Consider the following 21,653-nt stretch of genomic DNA (forward strand, 5'->3'; position numbering starts at 1 on the left):
GGTGTGGGGCGCGGCGATCAGGCACGGCGCGAGATGGTTGATCATCACGCGATGTGATCGCCGGCACATCCGAACTCTACTCAGAGTTGCTTGAGATGCGCAAGATGGCGGGCAAGACTTGCGCACAACGCGCATTAGTGCGATTGTGAGCTGAGTTACACACGAAGCTGCTGTACCCGACACGCCGCGGTGTCGACACCTCCATCGCCGGCGTTATCGAAAGGTCGACGATGACCCCTCACGCAGACACCGAACGGCCGGTGACCTCATGACGCAGCACGCCGCCGACACGGCATTTGCAGCCCAGCCCGCCGGCTCGGCATCACCGGCGCCCCGCCGGACCCCGACCTCCCGTGTCCCGAGGGTCCTGACGGCGGCCATGCCCCGCTACGTCGCAAAACGCCTTGCACAGAGCGCGCTTGCCGTCTTCCTGACACTGACCACCGTGTTCGTCCTCATCCGGATGGCACCCGGCGACCCCGCCTACTCGATGGCCGGCCCGCTGGCCAGCACCGAGGACCTCGCCCGAATCAGGGCGGACATGGGTCTCGACCAGTCCGTGTTCACCCAGTACCTGCTGTATCTCCGCGGCCTTCTCCACCTCGATCTCGGCACCTCGTACTCGTTCCAGGCGCCCGCCTTCGACGTCGTCCTCGCTCGGCTGCCGTACACGATCACCCTGTCCGTCGCGGCGATCGTGCTCACCACACTGGTGGCCATCCCGCTCGGAGTGTGGATGGCGCGCCGCGCCGACACGAGGCGTGAACTCGGCGCCAACGTCGTCACGATCGCCGGTCAGTCCATGCCCGACTTCTGGACCGGACTGATGCTCATCACCGTGTTCGCGGTGCTGATCCCGATTTTTCCCGCGGCCGGATTCACGACCTGGTCCAGCCTGGTGCTGCCCACCGTGACGGTGGCCGTGCTGCAGATCGCCCTGATCTCCCGCATGGTCCGCCGCGAGATGGTCGGCGCGTTCTCCTCGCCGTACATGACCGTGGCCCGCTCGCGGGGCGTCCCGGAGCGCGAACTCATCTGGCGGTACGCCCTGCGGAATTCCGCGATCCCGGTTCTGACCGCTCTCGGTACCCGGTTCGCCTCGATGCTCAACGGCGTCGTCGTGGTCGAGGTCGTCTTCGCGTGGCCCGGCGTGGGATCGCTGGTCGTGCGTGCACTCGAGACGAGGGACTACCCCCTCATCCAGGCCACCGTCCTGGTGACCGCGGTTCTCGCCGTCCTCGTCCAGCTCCTCGTCGACCTCTGCTATCCGCTCCTCGACCCGCGCGTCCGACTCGGAAAGGGAACGACGAAATGACCACCGTCATCGATCCCCCGGCACAGGAGCGGCCGAGCGCCGTGACCACCCGGGACATCGCCCGGGCCGGTGCCACCCGGCGCGCCCGCGACAGCCGCGTGAAGATCTGGGTGGGCACCGTCTGCGCCCTCGCCGTCATCATGCCCGTCGCACTGGCGCAACTGCTTCCCCTGCCCTCTCCGGACGCCACCGACCTCGCCCAGCGGCGCCTGCCACCGCTGACGGACGGTCACCTCTTCGGAACCGACCAACTCGGCCGGGACCTCCTCTCCCGCGTCCTCTACGGCGGACAGGTGTCACTGACGATCGGAATTCTCGCGGTCGTCGTCTCCGGGCTGATCGGCCTGTGCTTCGGCGCACTCGCCGGCTACCTCGGCGGCTGGACGGACACGGTCGTGAGCAGGCTGCTCGAGGCCCAGCTGTCGCTGCCGCTCCTCATGATGCTGCTGCTCGTCGTCGCCCTGTTCGGCCCGTCGATCCCGGTCATCACGTTCGTCATCGCGATCGCCCAGTGGCCGGAGATCGCCCGGCTGACCCGCTCACTCGTCCTCGTCGAACGCGAGAAACCGTACGTGGCGGCCTCCCGGGTACTCGGACTCGGACGCACCGCCATCCTGTTGCGCCACGTGATCCCCAACATCATCAAGCAGGCATCCCTCGTCGTCCTGCTGCTGCTCGCGCAGGCCGTCCTCCTCGAGAGCGCACTGAGCTACCTCGGCGCCGGACCGCAACGCCCCTTCGCCACCTGGGGCCGGATCATCTCCGACGGCCAGGACTACATCACCACCTCATGGTGGCTCGTGACCCTCCCCGGCCTCGTCATCGTGCTGCTCGTGATCGGCGTGAACCTGCTCGGCGACGGGCTCCGCGACCGCCCGGCACGGTCGCCCGGGAAGCGCCGTGGGCTCCTGCACCGGATCTCGTTGCGAAAGGAAGAGGTCTGACATGGGGAATCTCCTCAGAGTCGACGAACTGCAGATCGAACTCATCACCGCCCGGGGCGTCATCCGCGCAGTCGACGGCGTGTCCTTCTGTATCGACGCCGGCGAAACCGTGACCATCATCGGTGAGTCGGGGTCGGGTAAATCGACCACCGCGATGGGCCTCCTCGGCCTGCTGCCCGACGACCTCGCCGTCCTCTCGGGCGCGGTCCGGTTCAAGGACTGCGACATCCTCGGACAGAAGAAGGCTCTCGCGAAGGTCCGGGGACGGCACATCGCCCTGATCCCGCAGGATCCGATGACGGCACTGAGCCCGGTGCACACCATCGGGTCCCAGCTGCGGGAGGCGGTGCGCCACAGCGGCATCACCGGGAAGGCGAAGGAAACCGCGCGGGCCGTGGAACTGCTCGAGCAGGTGCGGATCCAGAATCCGGCGGGCCAACTCGGGAAGTACCCCCACCAGCTGTCCGGCGGCATGCTGCAGCGTGTACTGATCGCCTGCTCGCTCGCGTCGGGTCCCGAACTGATCGTCGCCGACGAACCCACCAGCGCCCTCGACGTGACCGTGCAGGCGAGCATCCTCGACCTGCTGCTCGAACTGCAGGAGCGCACGGGCGTCGGACTGCTCGTCATCACCCACGACCTCGGCGTCGCTCGGTTGATGTCGGACCGCATCTACGTCATGAAGGACGGGCGGTTCGTCGAGAACGGCGGGGCCGAAGACCTCGTCCTCCATCCTCGCAGCGCCTACACCAAGAAGCTGCTCGACGCCGTGCCGCGGCTCGGCGACTACACCACGACCGTAGGAGCATCGACATGAGCGCACCGCTGCTGTCCGTCGAAGATCTCGTCGTCGAATACCCCGTCCCCGACGGTGTGTTCCGCGCGGTCGACACCGTCAGCTTCTCCGTGCACAAGGGGGCGACGCTCGCCGTCGTCGGCGAGTCCGGGTGCGGGAAATCGACCATCGCGAAGGCGATCGTCCGGCTCCTCACGCCCACGTCCGGCCGCATCCTCGTGGGCGGTGCCGACATCGCGCAATTGTCGGAGAAGGCGCTGCGTCCCTTCCGGTCCCGCGTGCAGATGGTCTTTCAGGACCCGTACGGATCTCTGGACCCGCACTTGACCGCCGTCGACATCGTCGGCGAACCCCTCCGCCTCCAAGGTGTCCGGAGCAAGTCCGAGCGAGCGCGCAGGGCGGCGGCGTTGATCGATCAGGTCGGCCTGCCCGCCACGGCGCTCCACCGTCGACCCGCCGAGTTCTCCGGCGGTCAGCGGCAACGCATCGGTATCGCCCGGGCTCTGGCGAGCGGACCGGAACTCCTCGTGTGCGACGAGGCCACCAGCGCGCTCGACGTGTCGGTGCAGGCTCAGGTGCTCGACCTCCTCCGCGAGATCCAGCACGACACCGGTCTGACCTACGTCTTCATTTCCCACAACCTCGGCGTCGTCCGCGAGATCAGCGACACCGTGATCGTCATGTCGCGCGGGCAGGTGGTCGAAAGCGGTTCCACCACCGATGTTCTCGAACGTCCCGCCGAGCCGTACACCCAGGCCCTCCGCGCCGCCGCGCTCGATCCCACCACCATGGTCGGGATCAAACCCCGTCACATCGTCTCGCGCCCGCCCGGCGCAACCGAGGTTCCCCGAACCGTATCCCGAGGAGTAGCTTGATGCCCGAACTCGACCTGACCTCACTCGTTCTCGGCACGATGACGTTCGGGGACACCGTCGACTTCGACGGTGCCGCCGCAATGGTCGACGCCGCGCTCGACGCCGGCATCACCCACGTCGACACCGCCAACGGCTACGCCGGCGGAGAGTCCGAACGCATCCTCGCCCGACTGCTGGGCACGCGTCGCGACCGTGTCACCCTCGCCACCAAGGCGGGAATGCCCCACCCCGACGCGGGCGGCAACTCTCCGCTGTCTCCCGCGGGCCTCCGGGCGAGCGTCGAGGCGAGCCTGAAGCGACTGGACACCGACTACGTCGACCTGTTCTATCTCCATCAGCCCGACCGGGCCACCCCCCTCGCCGACACTCTCTCCACCGTCGCCGATCTCGTGTCGGAGGGCAAGATCCGCGCGCTCGGTGTCTCCAACTTCGCGGCCTGGCAGATCGCGGAACTGAACCACACGGCCGACGCCGTCGGCGCGCCCCGCCCGATCGTGGCCCAGCAGCTGTACAACCTCCTGGCCCGGCGGATCGAGGAGGAGTACGTCGAATTCGCCGCGGTCACCGGACTGATCACGATGGTCTACAACCCACTCGGCGGCGGTCTCCTCACCGGACGGCACTCGTTCGACGCCCAGCCGGCCGACGGCCGCTTCGGTGATTCGCGGTTGGCGCAGATGTACAAGGAGCGGTACTGGAACACCGCGATCTTCGATGCGATCACGCAGTTGTCCGTGATCGCCGACAAGGCCGGCATCCCGCTCACTGAACTGGCTCTGCGCTGGCTCGTGTCCAAGCCCGCGGCGGGCCCGATCCTCCTCGGCGGATCCAAGGTGGCACACCTGCAGTCGAACATCGCCGCCGTCGCGAAGGGCACACTCGACGACGAACTGATCGACGCGTGCGACGAAGTGGGCAGCGCCCTGCGCGGACCCATGCCCAACTACAACCGCTAGGAGACATCGCCCCCATGAGCGCCCAGGAATTCGCCGCCCGACTCCGCGGCCGGGAACGGATCGTCGGCTATTGGTCCGTGATCGACAGCCCGGTGTCGACGGAATGGCTCGCCCACGTCGGCTGGGATTACATCGCCCTCGACCTCCAGCACGGCCTGATCGGATACTCCGGCATGGTCGCGGGGCTCACCGCCATCGACGCCTCAGGCTCAACGGTCGGCATGATCCGGGTCGAGTCGAACGATCCGACACCGATCGGCCGGGCACTCGACGCCGGCGCGGCGGGAGTGATCGTTCCGCTGGTGAACACCGCCGAGGAAGCTGCCCAGGCCGTTGCGGCCGCGACCTACCCGCCTGCCGGCGTTCGCTCGTACGGGCCGATGCGCTCCCAACTGCGGATCGGCCCGAACCCGGAGGACGCCAACCGCGACACGGTCGTCGTCGTGATGATCGAGACACCGCAGGGACTGGCGAGCGTGGAAGAGATCTGCGCCGTCCCCGGACTCGACGGGGTCTACGTCGGGCCGTCCGATCTGCGCCTCGCCGTGGGTGGTGCGCACCCGAACGATCCGAGCGTGGACGACGAGTTCGAGGCGGCCCTGGTCCGCGTCCGTGAGGCTGCCGCGGCGGCAGGCATCGCGGCGGGCATCCACACCCCCGACGGTGCGGTGGCGGCTCGCCGACTCGCCGAGGGATACACGTTCGCGACCGTCGCGTCCGACCTCACCCATCTCAAAGCCGCCTCTGCCGCGCATCTCAAAGCCGCGACCGGGGAACGATAGGCGCTCCGCGCCAGGAACGGTGCCGACACGAGGAAGATTCTGAGTTCCTTGCCCGAGGGAGAGATGCAACGAAGGATCGAATCATGCCTGACATCATCGAGTTGATCTTCGACGACCACGAGTGGTTCCGACGACAGTTCGCCGCACTGGACGAATTGAAGGCTCACCGCCGGGTGGATGTCACTGCCGTCGAGGCGGTGTGGACGCCGTTGGCGAAACGCCTCGATCTGCACGCCGCGGCCGAGGAGGAAATCTTCTATCCCCAGCTGCTGCGTGTCGGCGAAGACGCGGAGGCGGAGGCGGAAACCCTCGACGCGATCGGGGACCACAACGACATCCGCGACGGCGTCCGTGCGGCGGCGGGGTTTCCCGTCCTCTCCGCGGAGTGGTGGGCGGCCGTCGGCCGAACGCGCCGGGCCAACGACGAGCACATGGCCGAGGAGGAACGCGAGGGGCTGGCTGACTTCCGGACCGCCCCGGGGGATCTTCGCGAGTCGCTCGGGCGGCGCTTCGCCGAATACTTCCTCGTGCACCGTTCCACGAGGGATGTGGATACCTCGGACAAAGATCCGAGAGAGTACGTCCGGGAGATCGAAGAGGACCTCGACGAGGGTAGCAGCGCGGGATCACTGCGAATCGGAAGTTTGAAGGGCCAGTAGCAACGCACTCCCCACATCACAGACCGCGCGGTCTGTGTTCTATAGTTCGGCGGTCCGCGGCATCGGGCCGACCGGTTCGTGGGGAGATGGGGTTGTGGTTCGAGTTTCCCGTCCGATGCCCGATGCGCTTCCCCCGATGTCGTTCGAGCGGACGGTGCCCCGCAGGTACGTGCATCGCCAGTCCGTGGCCGAGGTCTTCCTCACCGACTGCGTCTCGCTAGCGGGGCCGGATCAGTTCGTGGTCGCCGCGCAGTGGCCCCGCCTGCACGGCTTCTACCGCGCCCGCGGTGGGCGCTACGACACGATGCTGCTGGCGGAAACGCTCCGGCAGACTGCGATCTACCTGGGACACACCCGCTACTCCGTTCCGCTGCCGAACCGGTTCGTCATGCAGCACCTCCAGGTGCAGGCGGTGCCCGGAACGCTCGCGGTGGGCGCGGCGGCCGCCGACGTGGTCGTCGAGGTCACCGTGTCCGAGCACGTGTACCGCGGCGGTGCGCTGTCCGCGTTCCGCGTGGACCTGCGGTTCCGGCTCGGCGGACAGGACGTGGGCACCGCGACGGGTCACGCGGCCGTGTTTCCGCCGGCCGCGTACTCGCGGGCCCGGTGGGGTGAGCGCGGACCGCGGACGGTCGGGGCGCCGTGGTGCCCCGACCCCGTTCCGGCGGGGCTGGTCGGTCACGTCGACGACGCGCACGTGGTCCTGGGTCCCCGGTGTTCCGAGAACGAGTGGGAGTTGCGGATCGACGCCGCGCACCCCGTGCTGTTCGACCATCCCTGTGATCACATTCCCGGGATGCTTCTGCTCGAGGCATTGCGGCAGGCAGCCTACGCGCGGCTCGGCGTGTCCGAGGCGCACCTCGTGTCCCTGGGCGCCACGTTCCACCGTTTCGCCGAACTCGACGAGCGGGCCACGATCCGGCTGGATGTGGTCGACGACGGCGCGTTGTCGATCCGCGGAGCGCTAGTGCAGGGCGGCGTGGCGGTCGTGCGAGGAACCGCGGCGCTGGCCCCTACCGCGGTGAGCGCATGCGCGCGCTAATCGGCGTCGTCGGGTGTCCAGCGGGCCCGGCGGATCCGGGCGATGTCCTGATGCCGGGTCGCGGGCATGATCCCGGGGAGCAGGAACCCCCACATGTCGTCGACGCGTTGCTCGAGGTCGGTGCGCTGCGTCAACACCTGGGAGACGGTCTGGACGCCGGTGAAGGCGCCGATGACGAACCGCGCCAGCCTCGGCGGATCGATGTCCGGGAGGAGATCTCCCTGCTCGACGGCCCGCGTGGCGAGCATCTCGCAACTGTTGATCCAGTCGAGATAGGGATCGGCGGGGCCCTGGTCGTCGGCACTGAGTTCGAGGGTGATCCGGATACCGGCTCGCACGATCGGGTCGTTCACGATCTGCCGGGCCATCTCGTGACAGAGCATCACGATCTGCTCGATCGCCGAAACCTGCTCACGGCCGATCGCCTCGACCGACGCGATGGAGATCCGGTGTTGCTCACCGATGATGAACCGCGCGAGATCCTCTTTCGAGCGGAAATGGAAGTACAAGGCCCCCTTCGTGATTCCGGCGTTCTCGACGATGTTGCCGAGCCTGGCTCCTTCGAACCCCGACTTCTCGAACATCTCCGCCGCCCCGCGGACGATCTGCTGTCGGGTCGCCGCAGCACGCGCCTGCTGAACCACGTTCACACCTTTCCCTGCCGCACGAGAGAAGAACGATGACGATGAAAGCACGGACCACACGCCCATTGCCCGGAGAGACGGTACCAGCGTCGACCGCGACCGACGACGGTCGAACACCCTCCACGCCGGTCCGTGTCGCGGTGGTGGGAGCCACCGGCTTCGTCGGATCGGCCACCGTGACGGCACTGGCGTCGGCCGGAATCCACTGCACCGCGGTGGCGCGCACACCGTCACACACCGAGATTCCGGGCGTCGTGTCGGCCCGGGCGACTCTCGCCGATCCGGCGAGCCTCGAAAGGGCGCTCATCGGCGCCGATGTCGTGATCCATGCCGCCTCCTACACCGGGAACGACCCGGCGCAGTGCGTCGCCGTCAACGTCGAGGGCACCGAGAATCTGCTTGCCGCCGCGGCCCGAAACGGCATCGACCAGGTGATCTACGTCAGCACCATCGGCGTGTACGGGTCCGGGCCGCACAGCGGAATCGGCGAGTTCGAGGCCGCGCCCGCACCCGTCTCGGCACTGAGCGCGAGCAGGCTGACTGCCGAACACCGCGTCCTCGAACGGGGTGGTTGCGTCGTCCGGCCCGGATTCGTCCACGGCCACGGCGACCGCTGGTTCGTTCCCGGATTCACCCGGATCCTCGAGACGTTGGGGGCCTGGGTCGACGAGGGACGGTCCCGGATCTCGATCATCGCGGTGAACGATCTCGCACGGCTCCTCGCCGGCCTCGCCGCGCAGTCCCCCGCGCGCCCCGGCGACGTGTTCCATGCCTGCCATCCCGACCCGGTGTCCGTCCGCGAACTCGGTCAGGCACTCGCGGACTCGGGCCGTCTCCGACTGCCGGCCACGAGTCTCACCTTCGACGAAGCAGTCACCGCCGGTGCCCGGCACGGTCTGACCGAACGACACCTCGACCTGATCGGCCGCGACCACTGGTACGACCCTGCCCGCCTGTGGACTGCCGCCGGCGTCGGCGTCGGCGTCGGCGTCGGCGCCCTGCACCATTTCCCGTCCCGACGGTAGCCACTACCGCCCGGCCCGGGAGATCACCAGTTCGGTCGAGCTCACCACGAGATCGGGTTGCGAGAACTGAATGTAGTGGTCACTACCGGTCGCGAAGGTGTGCGGCGTCGCCGGTTCCAACGCGACGAGGTCGTCCTGCGCCTTCTCGTACACCCGGTTCACGTCCTCGGCGGGGAGACCGGGCAGCGACTGGAGTCCCGCGAACGATTCGGTCTTGGTCAGCACCGCCAGCGGCATCGGGGGCAGCGGGGGCGCGGACAGAACCTGCGCGACACTGGCGTCCAGGTCGACGCGCTCGGACTCGGGGCTGTGCATGGACGGTATGGGCAACTGGTCGATCGGTGGATTCAACAGTTCGTCGCGATAGCTGGGCCACTGGGGCCCGAACAACGCGGGCACGGTGGGGCTGAATGCGTCGACGAACACGACCCCGCGCACCTGATCGGGATGGGTGTGCGCGTAGAGGCGCACGATCAACCCGCCCAGCGAATGCCCGACCAGGATGTACGGCCCGGCCACCTCCCCAGCGCTCAGAACCGCCGACAGTTCCGCGACGATGTCCTCGGCCGTGCGCGGCTGCGGGACCGGAGAACTGCGGTCGGTCAGCGGAGTTCCCTCGACATATCGCACGGTGCCGGGCCGGTCGTACGCGCACACCCGATGCGTGGCGGAGACGCCCTCGAACACCGGCGGCCCCGCCGCCGAACCGATCACGCTCAGCACGTCGGATTGCGTCCACACATCCGAGGAATCGTGATACCCCGAGACCAGGACCACAGTCGGGTCGCCGTCACGGCTCTCGCCGCTGCACGTCAGATACACACTGCGGCCCCCTCCGATATCCACCGGGCCTGCAACGTCTCGCGCGGCAGCGTCATCGGAGTCCGACGCGCAGGACGAGACGGCCACCATCAGCGCGACGAGCACCCCCACCCAAAGCCGACGCGATCTCCGCACAACCGATCACCTCATCCCGAGCCGGGACTCATCACGCTCCTCCAGCGCCCAGCCGAGGTCAAGGCTCGACAACGGCCGTCACGGCGGGCACACGGAAGGGCCGGTCTTCGTCCGCAGCCCGCCGGTGAGGTGTATACCCAGATTGGAGATGATGTCCCCCACCTGACGGAGTGTCGAGATGGCCCTTCTCGCCGAGATCGTCGTGGATACCGAAGGCGACAGCCGGGTAGTGGTGCTGGTTCCGGTGATGTGGCTGTTCATCGCGGTCCTGGTCACGTTCGTCGTCACCCGGATCATCACCCGCCGAATCCGCGCGAAAACGGGAGCGGCGGAACCGGACGACGCGGTGGAGCCGGAAGGCGGTCTGATCGGCGACATCACCATCGGCGGCGTTCACGTTCACCACCAGGTCCTCGGGATCCTCCTCATGACTCTCGCCGGGGTGGCACTCATCGCCACCACCCCGGAGGGCACGGCGCTCAACGTCTTCGCGGCGGCGTTCGGAGTGGGCCTCGCGCTCACCTTCGACGAGTTCGCACTGTGGGTGCACCTCGACGACGTGTACTGGAGCACTGCCGGCAGGAAGTCGGTGGACGCGATCTTCTGCGCGTTGATGATCACCGGTCTGATGATCGGAGGCGCCGAACTCGTGACCGGTCGGATCGGCACCACCGAATGGTGGGTGTCGATCGGTTACCTGTTCGTCACGCTCGGTATCTCGGTGATCTGCCTGCTGAAGGGGAAGTTCGTCACGGGGATCGTCGGGGTCGTGTTCCAGCCGGTCGCGATCGTCGGCGCGATCCGCCTGGCCAAACCCGATTCCTGGTGGGCGGTGCGCCGCTACCGGACCCGACCGCGGCGGATGGCCCGGTCCCAGGCACGTTTCGACGAGCGCTACCACGCCCGCTGGAACCGGGCGCGCGACTTCGTTGCCGGACCACCGGACCCGCATCATGCCGGCACGCAGGGCTAGTCTTCGTCCGCCGTCCGCGACCGCCCCATCATCTCCAGTCCCGCCATCGCCTTTTCGGCGCCCGCCTCGTCCACCTTCTCCATGGCGAATCCCATGTGGATGACGATCCAGTCGCCCGGTTCCAGGCTGACGTCCTCGGGCAGCATGCCGATGTTCACCCTGCGCTGTTCGCCGACGACGTCGACGAGCGCGAGTTGGTTGCCGTAGCCCTCCAGCATCCGCACGACCTGACCGGGAATACCGAGACACACGATTCAGCCCTCCGTCCCGTCCGGTTGCAGCGTTGCCGCGGAGTCGGACTCCAGCTGTTGATCGGAGTCGGACTCCAGCAGTTGGTCCACGACCTCGAACACCATGTCCACGGCCGGTCCGACGGCGGCCTCGACCCGCGGCGACAGCCCGATCCCCTCGCCGGTGTTCTCCACCTGGCAGCCGAGGACCACGGTCCGCGGCAGGGTTCCGCCGAGCGCGCGCAAGCTCGCGAACACCGCCCCCGGATCCATGCTGTGCGCGTCCAGCGGCGCCGCCGGGACGGAGTCGGAGCCCACCTCGAACGCCCTCAGCGCGCCGGGCTCACCGCGGTCGGGCACCGCATCCACCAGAAGGAGAGCGCCCCACCCGTCGAGCAGCTCGTACGCCAGATGCGTTCCACGAATGCCGAAATCGACGGCGCGAACTCCCGGCGGCAGCGACCTGGCCGCGACCCCGCGCAGCACCTCGGGCCCGAAACCGTCGTCGCCGAAGAAGATGTTGCCCACACCGGCAACCAGTACTCGCCTGCCCACCGTCACGTGCGTCTCACATTTTCCGGATACGCAGATATCGCCTGATATCGGGAATCGCGATGACGGCGACCGCGACGCCCGCGACCGCAACCAACGCCAGAGCCGCGGTGGTCATCTCTCCGAGAATCTTCATGGCTGTCCATCCTTTCCGGTGTCTGCCGAGACCGGCTCCACCTCGTCCGGGGCGAAGTACAGATACCGTCCGTACCACTCGTGCAACTCCGACGCAGGGTCGTCCACCAGCACGACCCCGACGTGGGTGCCACCGTCGACGTCGGCGTGCACGGTCACCACGCGAGCCAGCTGTCCCGCGAAGAACAGGTCCTGGGCGTCGGCGCGCCGCGACGGGTGGATCCGCACGACGGTGCCCTTCGCCACCCGGATGCCGTTCACGATCACGCCGTCGACGTCCGGGCGTACGGCGGTGTCGGCGTCCGGATCCCACCACGGCATGTCGTCGGTCAGTTCCGGGACGAGCCCCATGTCGGGGAGGCCCGGGTCCGGGAGGTGCGGGTCCGGGAGGTGCGGGTCTCGCAGGATGCCGTGCATCTGGGCGAGCGTCGCCGGCGACATCTGCTCGCACCGGTCGATGATCTGGGCGGCGAGCGGGTCGGTGGCACGGGCCTGCCGCTTCTCCTCCTCGGTGAGGGTCATGACGCGCAGTGTGAGGATCTCGTCGATCTCGGTGGCGTCGAACAGTGCCCCGTCGCTCTGCTCGGCCACCTCCGGGTGGTCGTACAGGATGATCGGCGACACCAGGACGAGGTCCGTCTCCCCCGGCAGCCCGGCCAGCACCGGGTAGCACCGTTCGTGCGCGCACGTCCCCGCGAGTTGCGCCGCCTCCGAGGGAGGTTCGAGGAGTGAGACGAACTCGGTGTTCTCGGCCGCCAGGATCAGGTGGGCGCCGATCAGGGACTGCCGGATCGCCGAGTCCTTGTCCCAGCCGGCAACGTCCTGCGCGGTGGTCGTGTTCTCGACGGACACCCGCACGCGGTTCAGCCCGTCGACGCTGTCGCTCCCCACCGTCACGACGGCGTGTGCGGGCCATCGGGTGCGCACCACGCGGCCGGCGAGGGATCCGTCCTCGTCCCGCAGTTCCTCCACCTGGGTGCCGCCGTCGATGTGAACGTCGAGGTTGCGTTCGCCCGGCCACTGCGCGGGGTGCTGGATGCCGAGATCGAATTCGCGCTCCACCGCCTCGTCCCAGCTGAGCCAGCTCGCGCCCGCGACGGTCAGTTCGTCGACGGGAACGAACTCCGCCGAGTCCGCGACCGCGCGTTCGATGCTGCGCACCTGGAGCTGCAGGAATCGGAGGGTGACGTTCACCCCCGCACCGTCGCCGGCCCGCATCAGGGTCTGGCAGGACATGCGTGGTTCTTCGCCGATCCCCGACTCGGCCGCACCCGACGGTCCGAGGACGCCGAACTGCCACCGCGACTGGTTCTTCGACGAACTCGCACGATACGGATACAGCAGGTAGCCCTCGTACAGGACCGCGTCGGCCACGGCACGTACTCGCTGCAGGGACGCCGGGGAGATCATGCGATCACCTCCCCGGCTCCCTGCAGCAGGTCCGAAATGGCGACGTCCAGGCCGATCAGCCCGTGCGCCGCCTTGTAGCGCGCCAGCGCTGCGAGGGTGTCGTGGTCGAGGCGCACCCACCCCGTGTTCGGGTAGTGCGCCTGAACAAGTTCGCGCCACACCGACACCGGCAGGTCGTAGGTCGACTCGCGGTCCCACGGGATCCGTTCCACACCGAAACCGGCGACCCCGCGGGTGAAGACCGTTCCGCTGAACAGGAACACGAGCGGCACCGTCGACCCGGCCTCGTCCAGGGCGTGCAGATACTTCGACGCCGTCACTTCGAAGTCGTACGTGCACGGCAGCGGCAACTCCACCACGCTGGACCCGGTGAACCCCTGGGCCACAGTGCTGGTCTGCATCCACTGGAACGGTTTGAGTGTGGACGTCCACCGCTCACGGGGCCCGAACAGGTCGAGGAGGCCCTCCGCCTCGCCGTCCGTGTAGCGGCGCCGCTGGGGGTCGATACGGACCTGGCACCGGACGGCCATCGCGTGCACGACGGCATCGCTGGACTCCGTCACTTCTACTCGCGCAGTAAGATTCGGCGCAACCGCGAACGGTTCCGGAAACACGTCCTCCACGTGGAACGACAGCTCGGTCACGTCGGCTCCTTCGCGACGCGACTGCGCGCACGCACCGTCTCGAAGAACGTGTCGATGACCCGGCGGGCGTCCTGGCCGCCGTCGAACCCCCGCCACACCTGCCGCAGTTCGCCGACCAGTTGGTAGCAGGCGTCGATGGGGACGAGGTAACACTCGGGGTCGCCGCCGCCGCGCTCCGGGACCCGCAGCAGCAACGCCTCCGTGTCGGCGGACAGCCGTCCGAGCGCCGGGTTCGCCGCGAGGACGCTGTCCCAGGCGTCGAGTGGCAGCTCCGACTCGGTGGCACCTGCCGGGCCGGGATAGAACGCGACGGTCTTGCCCAGCAGGGAGTTCCGGAACACGAACGCGAGCCCGACGGGGATCTCCAGTTCGTCCCAGCGTCCCGGTGCGAGTTCGAAGTCGGGGAACGACAGGTAGCGTTCCGGGACGGCCCGGAACCGCAGTTCGGCGCTCTCGTCGGTGAACAGCAGGTAGCACCCACGGCACACGCACATCAGTTGCCGGTCCTGGACGTTCACGACGTGCTGATGGGCGTCGGCGATCGGCACGGCGCACATGTCGCACCGCTCCCCGACCACCGGTGTGGGCCGCTCGGACGCGATGCGCTGCAGTATGCGCAGTCCGTTCCCCGACGGGCTCATCACGCCACCTCCGCGGCCGGCACCGCGACGGAGACGACGCCGTCACGCACGAGGACCGGAAGCGGCGACAGCGTTTCGGCGTCCGCGTCACCGTCGAGGCGCAGGCCCGCCCGGCGCGGGTCGAAGTGCGCCCGGCACGACGGGCAGCGCAGCACCGCGTCTCCCACCTGCCCACCCGCCTTGCGTTGCAGCGTGGCCCCGGCCAGCGAGTTGGTGCAGGCGGCGCACCGGTCGCGGTAGGCGAACAACTGCTCCCCGATCCGGCACACCAGAATCGGTAGCCCGGCAACGGAGAATCCCGCCACCTCCCCGGGCGTGAGCTCCTCGAGTTCGGGCACCGACACCCACGTCCCGGTGCCGCTCGACCCGTCCGATCCGTCCGGATGAACATGGGAGAACAGCGATTCCGCGGCGATCAGCCCGGATCCGGCGACGGGCGTGGCACCCACCACCTCGATGTCCACGGTCTCCGGCGCGGCAGCCAGTACGGCGTCCTTGACTGCCAATTCCAGCGTCACCGCCGACGACGGACAGCTCTTACAGCTGCCGGTCAACCGAAGCCGCACCACACCGTCCATCACGCCGAGCAATTCGACGTCACCGCCATGGGAGCCCAGATAGGGGCGCACACTGTCGAGCGCGGTCGCGACCCTCGTCTCGACGTCGTGCGGATGGAGTCCGTTCACCAGCAGCAGGCTGGCCACGAGTTCGTCGTCGGCGAGCCGCTCGACGAGGTCCTCGTCGCGGTCACCGATGATCTCGAGGACGCGCTGCAACCCGGCGCCGTAGAGTTCGACCACCTCACGGACCAGTTGCTCGGCGCGATCACGTGCCACCGAGCCACCTGTCGAACTCGCGTCCAACAGGCTGTCGATCCTCTCGCCGGCTGTCCGCCACCGATCGGGGTCGTCTCCTACTTCGTCACTCCCCCACGTCTCCGATCCACCACTCTCCATGCGTACCTCGTCACTCGCCGGTCACGGACTGGGTGGGCGAATGCAGCTTCTCCAGCGTCTTCCCCTCACCGAGATACATGTGCACACCGCAGGGCAGGCAGGGATCGAAACTGCGGACGGTCCGCATGATGTCGATACCCTTGAAGTGCTCCCGGTCGTTCTCCTCGAAGATCGGCTGACCCTGCACCGCGTCCTCGTACGGGCCCGGTGTCCCGAAGCTGTCGCGAGGGTTGGCGTTCCACGGGGTCGGCGGATACGGGTGATAGTTCGCGATCTTGCCGTCGCGAATCACCATGTGGTGCGACAGGACACCGCGTACCGCCTCCGTGAATCCGCAGCCGATGCCCTCGTCGGGGACCTCGAACTTCTCCCACGTCTTCGTGTGCCCGGCCCGGATCTCGGCGAGCGCCTTCTCCGCGAAGTGCAGCGCACACGCCGCCGCGTACGCCTGGAAGTAGGTCCGCGCCCGGTCACGCTCGATGGTGTTGCTGCCGTACTGCGGGATCTTCCATTCGAACTCGACGGGGCCCTTCAGCGCGGTCTTCGGCAGGTTGATCTTGACGCTGTGACCGGTCGACTGCACGTACCCGATGTCGACGAGGCCGGCGAGGGCGGTACTCCAGAGCCTGGCCAGCGGTCCGCCGCCGGTGTCCAGCGCGAGGTGGTCGGTGCCGTCGAACCATCGCGGCGACATCACCCAGCTGTACTTGTCCTCCATGTCGCGTTTCTGCGGGTGCGGGTTGGTGTGCTGGTTCCACGGATGCCTGCGGTCGACCGGGTTCCCGAGCGGATCGTTCTTCACGAACATCTCCTGGTCGGTCCAGTCGTCGTAATACGAACTGCCCAGCAGGATTCGGATGCCCAGATTGATGTCGACGAGGGACGTCGTGATCAGTTTGCCGTCCACCACGATGCCGGGCGTCACGAACATGGCCCGTCCCCACTTCTCCATGTCCTTGTAGGAGAAGTTGCACACCGCGGGATCCTGGAAGGACCCCCAGCAGCCGAGGAGAGTCCGGCGCAGGCCGACCTTCTCGTAGCCGGGCAAGGCCTCGTAGAAGAAGTCGAACAGGTCGTCGTGCATGGGGACGACCTTCTTCATGAACTCCACGTAGCGCATCAGACGCGTCGTGTAGTCGGTCATCAACTGGATCGTCGCGACCGTGCCCACACCACCCGGATACAGGGTGGACGGATGGACGTGCCGACCTTCCATGAGGCAGAACATCTCTCGTGTCCACCGGCTGACCTGCAACGCCTCCCGATAAAACTCACCGGTGAACGGGTTGAGCGACCGCATGATGTCGGCGATGGTCTTGTAGCCGTGCTCGCCGGCGTGCGGCGCCTCGGTCTTCTCGGCCTGCGCGAGCACCCCCGGATTGGTCTCGGAGACCATCTTCTCGCAGAAGTCCACACCGACGAGGTTCTCCTGAAAGATGTTGTGGTCGAACATGTATTCCGCGGCCTCGCCGAGGTTGACGATCCACTCGCCGATGTGCGGCGGCTGCACGCCGTAGGCCATGTTCTGGGTGTAACACGAACACGTCGCATGGTTGTCACCACAGATACCGCAGATGCGGCTCGTGATGAAGTGGGCGTCGCGGGGGTCCTTACCCTTCATGAAGATCGAATAGCCGCGGAAGATCGACGAGGTGCTGTGACACTCCACGACTTCCTTCTGCTTGAAGTCGATCTTCGTGTAGATGCCCAGGCTGCCCACGATGCGCGTGATCGGATCCCACGCCATCTCGACCAGGCCGTCGGATTCCGACTTGTGCGAAGGTTCCGGAATGATCGTTGTCATCGACGTACCTCTCAGTGTTCGAGGCCGGCGGACTACCGCCCGAGACCCCGAGCGGGACTACCAGGTGCGTGTGGCGCCCGTGGTCAGTTTCGTACCGCGACTGCGCCAGTGCGGCTCTTTGTCCAAGGTGCTCTTGGTGATCTTGCGGAGGCTCCGAATGGCGGATCCGTACAGTCCGGACGCCGCGGTGGAGATCTTGCCGCCCGGGGGTTCGTCCATGAACGGCATGAACTTGTCCGGGAAGCCCGGCATCGTGCACCCGATGCAGATACCGCCCACATTCGGGCACCCACCGACACCGTTGATCCAGCCCCGCTTCGGGACGTTGCACTTGACGACAGGGCCCCAGCACCCCAGCTTCACGATGCACTTGGGTGAGCCGTACTCGGTGGCGAAGTCACCCTGCTCGTAGTAGCCGGCGCGGTCGCAGCCCTCGTGCACCGTGGCCCCGAACAGCCATTGCGGACGCAAGGCGTCGTCGAGCGGAATCATGGGCGCCTGCTCGGTCGCCATGTAGAGGAGATACGTCAGCGTCTCCGACAGATTGTCCGGTTGGATCGGGCAACCGGGAACGCAGACGATCGGGATGCCCGCCTTCGACTTCCAATCCCAGCCGAGGTAATCGGGAACGCCCATCGCACCGGTCGGATTGCCCGCCATCGCGTGGATACCGCCGTACGTGGCGCACGTCCCCGCCGCGACGATCGCCGTCGCCTTCGGAGCGAGACGATCGAGCCACTCACTCGTCGTCACCGGCTGGCCAGTCTCGGGGTTGTTGCCGAAACCGCACCAGTAACCCTCGTCGTGAAGTTGCTCGTTCGGGATGGAACCCTCCACCACCAGCACGAACGGTTCGAGTTCGCCGCGATCCGCCTTCCAGAACCACTCCAGGAAGTCGTCGGCGCCGCCCTCCGGGCCGTTCTCGAAGTCGATCAGCGGCCAGTGCACGGCCACTTTGGGCAGACCCGGCAGGGCTCCCAGAGCAATCTCCTCGACACTGGGCTGCGTCGCAGCCGTCAAGGCCACCGAATCGCCGTCGCAACTGAGTCCCGCATTGATCCACAGCACGTGAATCAGGGTGTCCTCGGCGTTGATTGCTTCCTGTGTCGGCATATCAGGTCGCTTTCCGGAGTGAACACAACTCCTGTCGCCACCGGAGTCGACCGTCGGCCCACCTGTGTGGCGCTGATATTTATTTAGCTCCGCCGCCGAGCGGATGTCAACGGTCCTCGGCGCGTCGCACCGCGCAGTTCGACCCCGTCGTGTAATGGCGTCATTGCTTCGCAATCCAGTCGTACCACTGCGCAATGCCCTGACCCGTCGTCGCCGACAGCGTGATCATCCGAAGGTCGGGGTTCACGGACCGCGCATACTTCGTGCAGAGGTCGACGTCGAAGTCCACGTACGGCAACAGGTCCGCCTTGTTCACGATCACCAGGTTCGCCGCCGCGAACATGTGCGGATACTTGAGCGGCTTGTCCGTCCCCTCGGTCACCGAGATCACCACCACCCTGCTCTTCTCACCGAGATCGAACAGGGCCGGACAGACGAGATTCCCCACGTTCTCGATGAACAGCAGCGAATTCGGCTCGGGGTCGAGGGCCGTCAGCGCGTCCCGCATCATCTCGGCGTCGAGATGACACCCGGCGCCCGTATTCACCTGCACCACAGCACATCCCGTCGCCTTGATGCGGTTGGCGTCGAGCATCGTCTCCTGGTCGCCCTCCACCACCGAGACCCGTCGCTGCCCACCGATGTCGGCGATCGTGCGTTCGAGAAGCGTCGTCTTCCCCGACCCCGGTGAGCTCATCACGTTCAGGGCGAGCACGCCGCGGCCGGCCAGCCAGCCCCGGTTGCGCTCCGCCGTGAGGTCGTTCTTCGCCAGCACCTTCTGCTCGAGGGTGACCGTCTCGGTCGCGTGCTCGTGGGGGTGTTCGTGAGTGTGGGGGTGGTCGTGCTCGTGCGGATGCGTGTGGTCGTGCTGGTGCTCGTGGTCGTGCGGGTGCTCGTGGGGCACCGTGATCCTCGTTCCGGTCTCGTCTCCGCATCCACAGGTGGCACACATTTGCGTCAGCTCACTTCCATCGAGAGAATTCGTAGTTCCCGACCCGACGTGACCTCCACGTCCGCACTTCCGCACGGGCACAGCAACACCAGGTCCGTGAGCGCGAAATCCTCGCCGCACTCACGGCAGTGCGCACCGCCCGGGGTGTGGTCGATGTCGAGACGGGCACCGTGCGCGACGGTCCCTTCGGTGACCAGTTCGAAACAGAACTGCATCGAATCGGCGACCACGGCCGTCAACGCCCCCACCTGCACACGCACACTGTGGACCGTCCGTCCCGCGGCGGTCTCGCAGACGGCGTCGACGACACTCTGGGTGATTGCCAACTCGTGCATCACGGCCCCGTTCAGGACTCGTCACCTGTGATTCGAGCGTAGCGCTTCGCGCCCGTGAGTACTTATTAACCGCGGGCGGTTAATAAGTACTCACAGGCGTTCGATGATGGTGACATTGGCTGTGCCGCCGCCCTCGCAGATGGTCTGGAGGCCGTAGCGTCCGCCGGTGCGCTCGAGTTCGTTGAGGAGTGTGGCCATCAGCTTCGTGCCGGTCGCGCCGAGTGGGTGGCCGAGGGCGATCGCGCCGCCGTTGACATTGACCTTCGCGGGGTCGGCGCCGATCTCCTTGATCCATGCGAGGACGACCGGCGCGAAGGCCTCGTTGATCTCGACCAGGTCGATGTCGTCGATGCTCGAGCCCGTCTTCTCCAGCGCGTGGCGCGTGGCGGGGATCGGGGCGCTGAGCATGAAGATCGGGTCGGCGCCGCGGGCGCTGAGATGGTGGATGCGGGCCCGGGGCGTCAGGCCGTACCGCTCGACCGCTTCCGGTGAGGCCAGCAACACCGCGCTCGCACCGTCGGAGATCTGGCTCGCGACCGCGGCCGTCAGACGACCCCCATCGGTGAGGGTCTTCAGCGCGGCCATCTTCTCGAGGCTGGTCTCGCGGGGACCCTCGTCCGTCGTCACGTCACCGAACGGGACGATCTCGCGGTCGAAGCGACCTTCGGCGATGGCCGTCCGCGCCCGCTCGTGGCTCTGCAGCGCCCAGCGCTCGAGTTCCTCGCGGCTGATGTCCCACTTGTCCGCGATCAGTTCGGCGCCGTTGAACTGCGACACCTCCTGGTCGCCGTAGCGTTCCGTCCAGCCCGTCGACCCGCCGAACGGGGTGTCGAACCCGTACTGCTGACCGACGACCATCGCCGAGGCGATCGGGATCCGGCTCATGTTCTGCACACCGCCGGCGACGATCAGGTCGGCGGTGCCGCTCAGGATCGCCTGCGCACCGAAGTGCACGGCCTGCTGGCTCGACCCGCACTGCCGGTCCACCGTGACCCCCGGGACCTCTTCCGGGTAGCCGGCGGCCAGCCACGCGGTGCGGGCGATGTTCCCCGCCTGTCCGCCGATCGCGTCGACGCAACCGAAGATGACGTCGTCGACACCGGCCGGATCGATGCCCGTGCGCTCGACGACGGCCTTGATGACGTGCGCACCCAGGTCGGCGGGATGCACGCCGGACAGGCCACCATTCTTCTTGCCGATCGGCGTGCGAACGGCGTCGACGATGTAGGCCTCGGTCATGTGAAACTCCTAGTCAGTTATGGGGACTGGCAAGTCCGTCCAGGACGATCGAAAGGTATTGCTTGGCGACGGTGTCGACCGTGACCGAGCCACCGGGCCGGTACCAGCGGACGGCGACCCAGGCGGTGTCGCGGAGGAATCGGAAGGCGAGCTCGACGTCGATGTCGGACCGGAAGCTGCCGTCCGTCACTCCCGCCTCGAGCACACCCATCCACAGCTCGCGGAATTCGGTGTTCAGTTCGGACAGGTACCCGAAGCGCTCGTTCGCGACGAGGTGCTTCACCTCGTCCTGATAGATCGCGACCGCGGAGTGCGACGCGTCGATCGCCTCGTACGACGTGGTGACCAGCGCTTCGAGGGTCGCGCGGCTGTCGAGTCCGGACGCGACGATCTCGCGGTACTTGCCGAACAGGTCGTCGAGGAAGCCCCGTAGGATCTCGTCGACCATCGACTCCTTCGAGTCGAAGTGGTGGTACAGGCTGCCCGACAGGATGCCCGCGGCGTCGGCGATGTCACGCACGGTGGTGGCCCGCAGGCCGCGTTCGGCGAACAGGGTGGCCGCGATGTCGAGGAGTTCGGTGCGGCGTCCGGACTTGCCGGACGTGTCGTCGGCGGGGGGTGGCGTCATCGTCACATCCTATCAACCAAGCGCTTGTTAGGGCCTTCGGCCCCGT

24 protein-coding genes are annotated in these 21,653 nt (G+C 67.4%); 10 read left to right on the forward strand and 14 right to left on the reverse strand.

Features of this window, described 5'->3' with window-relative positions; translation table 11 throughout:
- The first annotated feature begins 268 nt into the window (after window positions 1-268).
- The 8 genes from WKC72_RS37555 to WKC72_RS37590 all read left to right on the forward strand — a co-directional run bounded on the left by WKC72_RS37555 (window position 269) and on the right by WKC72_RS37590 (window position 7,369).
- Window positions 269-1,315 carry an ABC transporter permease gene (locus WKC72_RS37555; RefSeq protein ID WP_245973367.1) on the forward strand — a complete coding sequence of 349 codons (1,047 nt, stop codon included), beginning with the start codon at window positions 269-271 and terminating at the stop codon, window positions 1,313-1,315.
- Window positions 1,312-2,259 carry an ABC transporter permease gene (locus WKC72_RS37560; protein ID WP_268791708.1) on the forward strand — a complete coding sequence of 316 codons (948 nt, stop codon included), beginning with the start codon at window positions 1,312-1,314 and terminating at the stop codon, window positions 2,257-2,259. Before WKC72_RS37555 ends, WKC72_RS37560 begins: the two co-directional genes overlap by 4 nt.
- Before the next feature lies 1 nt (window position 2,260).
- Entirely contained in the window at window positions 2,261-3,076 is an 816-nt protein-coding gene (locus tag WKC72_RS37565; protein WP_370181294.1) for an ABC transporter ATP-binding protein, read from the forward strand.
- Window positions 3,073-3,930: an ATP-binding cassette domain-containing protein gene (locus WKC72_RS37570; protein WP_370181295.1), complete on the forward strand. Its 858-nt coding sequence runs from the start codon at window positions 3,073-3,075 to the stop codon at window positions 3,928-3,930. The genes WKC72_RS37565 and WKC72_RS37570 overlap by 4 nt, the downstream gene beginning before the upstream one ends.
- Window positions 3,930-4,886 carry an aldo/keto reductase gene (locus tag WKC72_RS37575; RefSeq protein ID WP_370181296.1) on the forward strand — a complete coding sequence of 319 codons (957 nt, stop codon included), beginning with the start codon at window positions 3,930-3,932 and terminating at the stop codon, window positions 4,884-4,886. Before WKC72_RS37570 ends, WKC72_RS37575 begins: the two co-directional genes overlap by 1 nt.
- Window positions 4,887-4,900: 14 nt before the next feature.
- A complete protein-coding gene (locus WKC72_RS37580; protein WP_370181297.1) occupies window positions 4,901-5,668 on the forward strand; it encodes an HpcH/HpaI aldolase/citrate lyase family protein in 768 nt (255 codons plus the stop codon).
- A gap of 83 nt (window positions 5,669-5,751) precedes the next feature.
- Window positions 5,752-6,327 carry a hemerythrin domain-containing protein gene (locus WKC72_RS37585; RefSeq protein WP_037241786.1) on the forward strand — a complete coding sequence of 192 codons (576 nt, stop codon included), beginning with the start codon at window positions 5,752-5,754 and terminating at the stop codon, window positions 6,325-6,327.
- A gap of 94 nt (window positions 6,328-6,421) precedes the next feature.
- Entirely contained in the window at window positions 6,422-7,369 is a 948-nt protein-coding gene (locus WKC72_RS37590; RefSeq protein ID WP_052033676.1) for a ScbA/BarX family gamma-butyrolactone biosynthesis protein, read from the forward strand.
- Here the strand turns inward: WKC72_RS37590 and WKC72_RS37595 are convergent.
- On the reverse strand, window positions 7,366-8,013 hold the full coding sequence (locus WKC72_RS37595; protein WP_005244660.1) for a ScbR family autoregulator-binding transcription factor: 648 nt from the start codon (window positions 8,011-8,013) through the stop codon (window positions 7,366-7,368). The genes WKC72_RS37590 and WKC72_RS37595 overlap by 4 nt on opposite strands.
- A 35-nt stretch (window positions 8,014-8,048) precedes the next feature.
- Between WKC72_RS37595 and WKC72_RS37600 the strand changes: the two genes are divergently transcribed.
- Window positions 8,049-9,038 (forward strand): NAD-dependent epimerase/dehydratase family protein, encoded by a 990-nt coding sequence (locus tag WKC72_RS37600; protein WP_370181298.1) that lies wholly within the window; start codon window positions 8,049-8,051, stop codon window positions 9,036-9,038.
- Between the two features lie 3 nt (window positions 9,039-9,041).
- Here WKC72_RS37600 and WKC72_RS37605 read toward each other — a convergent pair whose 3' ends face one another.
- Window positions 9,042-9,995 carry an alpha/beta fold hydrolase gene (locus WKC72_RS37605; RefSeq protein WP_370181299.1) on the reverse strand — a complete coding sequence of 318 codons (954 nt, stop codon included), beginning with the start codon at window positions 9,993-9,995 and terminating at the stop codon, window positions 9,042-9,044.
- 178 nt (window positions 9,996-10,173) lie between these two features.
- Between WKC72_RS37605 and WKC72_RS37610 the strand changes: the two genes are divergently transcribed.
- Complete coding sequence (locus tag WKC72_RS37610; RefSeq protein WP_037241796.1) at window positions 10,174-10,968, forward strand: hypothetical protein; 795 nt, start codon at window positions 10,174-10,176, stop codon at window positions 10,966-10,968.
- On the opposite strand, the gene WKC72_RS37615 is transcribed toward WKC72_RS37610, so the two are convergent.
- The 12 genes from WKC72_RS37615 to WKC72_RS37670 all read right to left on the reverse strand — a co-directional run bounded on the left by WKC72_RS37615 (window position 10,965) and on the right by WKC72_RS37670 (window position 21,607).
- On the reverse strand, window positions 10,965-11,219 hold the full coding sequence (locus tag WKC72_RS37615) for a HypC/HybG/HupF family hydrogenase formation chaperone (protein WP_370181300.1): 255 nt from the start codon (window positions 11,217-11,219) through the stop codon (window positions 10,965-10,967). The two genes, WKC72_RS37610 and WKC72_RS37615, sit on opposite strands and share 4 nt — an antisense overlap.
- A 3-nt stretch (window positions 11,220-11,222) precedes the next feature.
- On the reverse strand, window positions 11,223-11,759 hold the full coding sequence (locus tag WKC72_RS37620) for a hydrogenase maturation protease (protein WP_037241799.1): 537 nt from the start codon (window positions 11,757-11,759) through the stop codon (window positions 11,223-11,225).
- A 123-nt stretch (window positions 11,760-11,882) separates the two neighbouring features.
- The gene (locus tag WKC72_RS37625; protein ID WP_370181301.1) at window positions 11,883-13,295 is read right to left on the reverse strand and encodes a hypothetical protein; all 1,413 of its coding nucleotides are present in this window, start codon (window positions 13,293-13,295) and stop codon (window positions 11,883-11,885) included.
- On the reverse strand, window positions 13,292-13,939 hold the full coding sequence (locus WKC72_RS37630) for a DUF6084 family protein (RefSeq protein ID WP_037241803.1): 648 nt from the start codon (window positions 13,937-13,939) through the stop codon (window positions 13,292-13,294). The genes WKC72_RS37625 and WKC72_RS37630 overlap by 4 nt, the downstream gene beginning before the upstream one ends.
- Window positions 13,936-14,580, reverse strand: coding sequence for a DUF5947 family protein (locus WKC72_RS37635; RefSeq protein WP_037241805.1), 645 nt, complete (start codon window positions 14,578-14,580; stop codon window positions 13,936-13,938). The genes WKC72_RS37630 and WKC72_RS37635 overlap by 4 nt, the downstream gene beginning before the upstream one ends.
- Entirely contained in the window at window positions 14,580-15,536 is a 957-nt protein-coding gene (locus tag WKC72_RS37640) for a NifU family protein (protein WP_370181302.1), read from the reverse strand. The genes WKC72_RS37635 and WKC72_RS37640 overlap by 1 nt, the downstream gene beginning before the upstream one ends.
- 10 nt (window positions 15,537-15,546) lie before the next feature.
- Window positions 15,547-17,340 carry a nickel-dependent hydrogenase large subunit gene (locus WKC72_RS37645; protein WP_037241807.1) on the reverse strand — a complete coding sequence of 598 codons (1,794 nt, stop codon included), beginning with the start codon at window positions 17,338-17,340 and terminating at the stop codon, window positions 15,547-15,549.
- 57 nt (window positions 17,341-17,397) lie between these two features.
- Complete coding sequence (locus WKC72_RS37650) at window positions 17,398-18,453, reverse strand: hydrogenase expression protein HypE (RefSeq protein ID WP_370181303.1); 1,056 nt, start codon at window positions 18,451-18,453, stop codon at window positions 17,398-17,400.
- Between the two features lie 160 nt (window positions 18,454-18,613).
- Window positions 18,614-19,405, reverse strand: a complete 792-nt coding sequence (gene hypB / locus WKC72_RS37655) for a hydrogenase nickel incorporation protein HypB (RefSeq protein ID WP_370181304.1) — start codon at window positions 19,403-19,405, stop codon at window positions 18,614-18,616.
- Between the two features lie 5 nt (window positions 19,406-19,410).
- Complete coding sequence (hypA, locus tag WKC72_RS37660; protein ID WP_005244680.1) at window positions 19,411-19,740, reverse strand: hydrogenase maturation nickel metallochaperone HypA; 330 nt, start codon at window positions 19,738-19,740, stop codon at window positions 19,411-19,413.
- Between the two features lie 90 nt (window positions 19,741-19,830).
- A complete protein-coding gene (locus WKC72_RS37665) occupies window positions 19,831-20,979 on the reverse strand; it encodes an acetyl-CoA C-acetyltransferase (protein WP_370181305.1) in 1,149 nt (382 codons plus the stop codon).
- Between the two features lie 13 nt (window positions 20,980-20,992).
- Window positions 20,993-21,607, reverse strand: a complete 615-nt coding sequence (locus tag WKC72_RS37670; protein ID WP_037241811.1) for a TetR/AcrR family transcriptional regulator — start codon at window positions 21,605-21,607, stop codon at window positions 20,993-20,995.
- Window positions 21,608-21,653: the final 46 nt, after the last annotated feature.

The sequence above is a fragment of the Rhodococcus wratislaviensis genome (assembly GCF_041228765.1).
Classification (GTDB): domain Bacteria; phylum Actinomycetota; class Actinomycetes; order Mycobacteriales; family Mycobacteriaceae; genus Rhodococcus_F; species Rhodococcus_F wratislaviensis.

What these genes read in the sequence shown, in the direction of transcription:
- WKC72_RS37555 (WP_245973367.1), top strand. Translation starts at nt 269, where the DNA reads ATGACGCAGCACGCCGCCGACACGGCATTTGCAGCCCAGCCCGCCGGC.
- WKC72_RS37560 (WP_268791708.1), top strand. Translation starts at nt 1,312, where the DNA reads ATGACCACCGTCATCGATCCCCCGGCACAGGAGCGGCCGAGCGCCGTG.
- WKC72_RS37565 (WP_370181294.1), top strand. Translation starts at nt 2,261, where the DNA reads ATGGGGAATCTCCTCAGAGTCGACGAACTGCAGATCGAACTCATCACC.
- WKC72_RS37570 (WP_370181295.1), top strand. Translation starts at nt 3,073, where the DNA reads ATGAGCGCACCGCTGCTGTCCGTCGAAGATCTCGTCGTCGAATACCCC.
- WKC72_RS37575 (WP_370181296.1), top strand. Translation starts at nt 3,930, where the DNA reads ATGCCCGAACTCGACCTGACCTCACTCGTTCTCGGCACGATGACGTTC.
- WKC72_RS37580 (WP_370181297.1), top strand. Translation starts at nt 4,901, where the DNA reads ATGAGCGCCCAGGAATTCGCCGCCCGACTCCGCGGCCGGGAACGGATC.
- WKC72_RS37585 (WP_037241786.1), top strand. Translation starts at nt 5,752, where the DNA reads ATGCCTGACATCATCGAGTTGATCTTCGACGACCACGAGTGGTTCCGA.
- WKC72_RS37600 (WP_370181298.1), top strand. Translation starts at nt 8,049, where the DNA reads ATGACGATGAAAGCACGGACCACACGCCCATTGCCCGGAGAGACGGTA.
- WKC72_RS37610 (WP_037241796.1), top strand. Translation starts at nt 10,174, where the DNA reads ATGGCCCTTCTCGCCGAGATCGTCGTGGATACCGAAGGCGACAGCCGG.
- WKC72_RS37625 (WP_370181301.1), bottom strand. Translation starts at nt 13,295, where the DNA reads ATGATCTCCCCGGCGTCCCTGCAGCGAGTACGTGCCGTGGCCGACGCG.
- WKC72_RS37635 (WP_037241805.1), bottom strand. Translation starts at nt 14,580, where the DNA reads ATGAGCCCGTCGGGGAACGGACTGCGCATACTGCAGCGCATCGCGTCC.
- WKC72_RS37640 (WP_370181302.1), bottom strand. Translation starts at nt 15,536, where the DNA reads ATGGAGAGTGGTGGATCGGAGACGTGGGGGAGTGACGAAGTAGGAGAC.
- WKC72_RS37645 (WP_037241807.1), bottom strand. Translation starts at nt 17,340, where the DNA reads ATGACAACGATCATTCCGGAACCTTCGCACAAGTCGGAATCCGACGGC.
- WKC72_RS37650 (WP_370181303.1), bottom strand. Translation starts at nt 18,453, where the DNA reads ATGCCGACACAGGAAGCAATCAACGCCGAGGACACCCTGATTCACGTG.
- hypB (WP_370181304.1), bottom strand. Translation starts at nt 19,405, where the DNA reads ATGTGTGCCACCTGTGGATGCGGAGACGAGACCGGAACGAGGATCACG.
- hypA (WP_005244680.1), bottom strand. Translation starts at nt 19,740, where the DNA reads ATGCACGAGTTGGCAATCACCCAGAGTGTCGTCGACGCCGTCTGCGAG.
- WKC72_RS37665 (WP_370181305.1), bottom strand. Translation starts at nt 20,979, where the DNA reads ATGACCGAGGCCTACATCGTCGACGCCGTTCGCACGCCGATCGGCAAG.
- WKC72_RS37670 (WP_037241811.1), bottom strand. Translation starts at nt 21,607, where the DNA reads ATGACGCCACCCCCCGCCGACGACACGTCCGGCAAGTCCGGACGCCGC.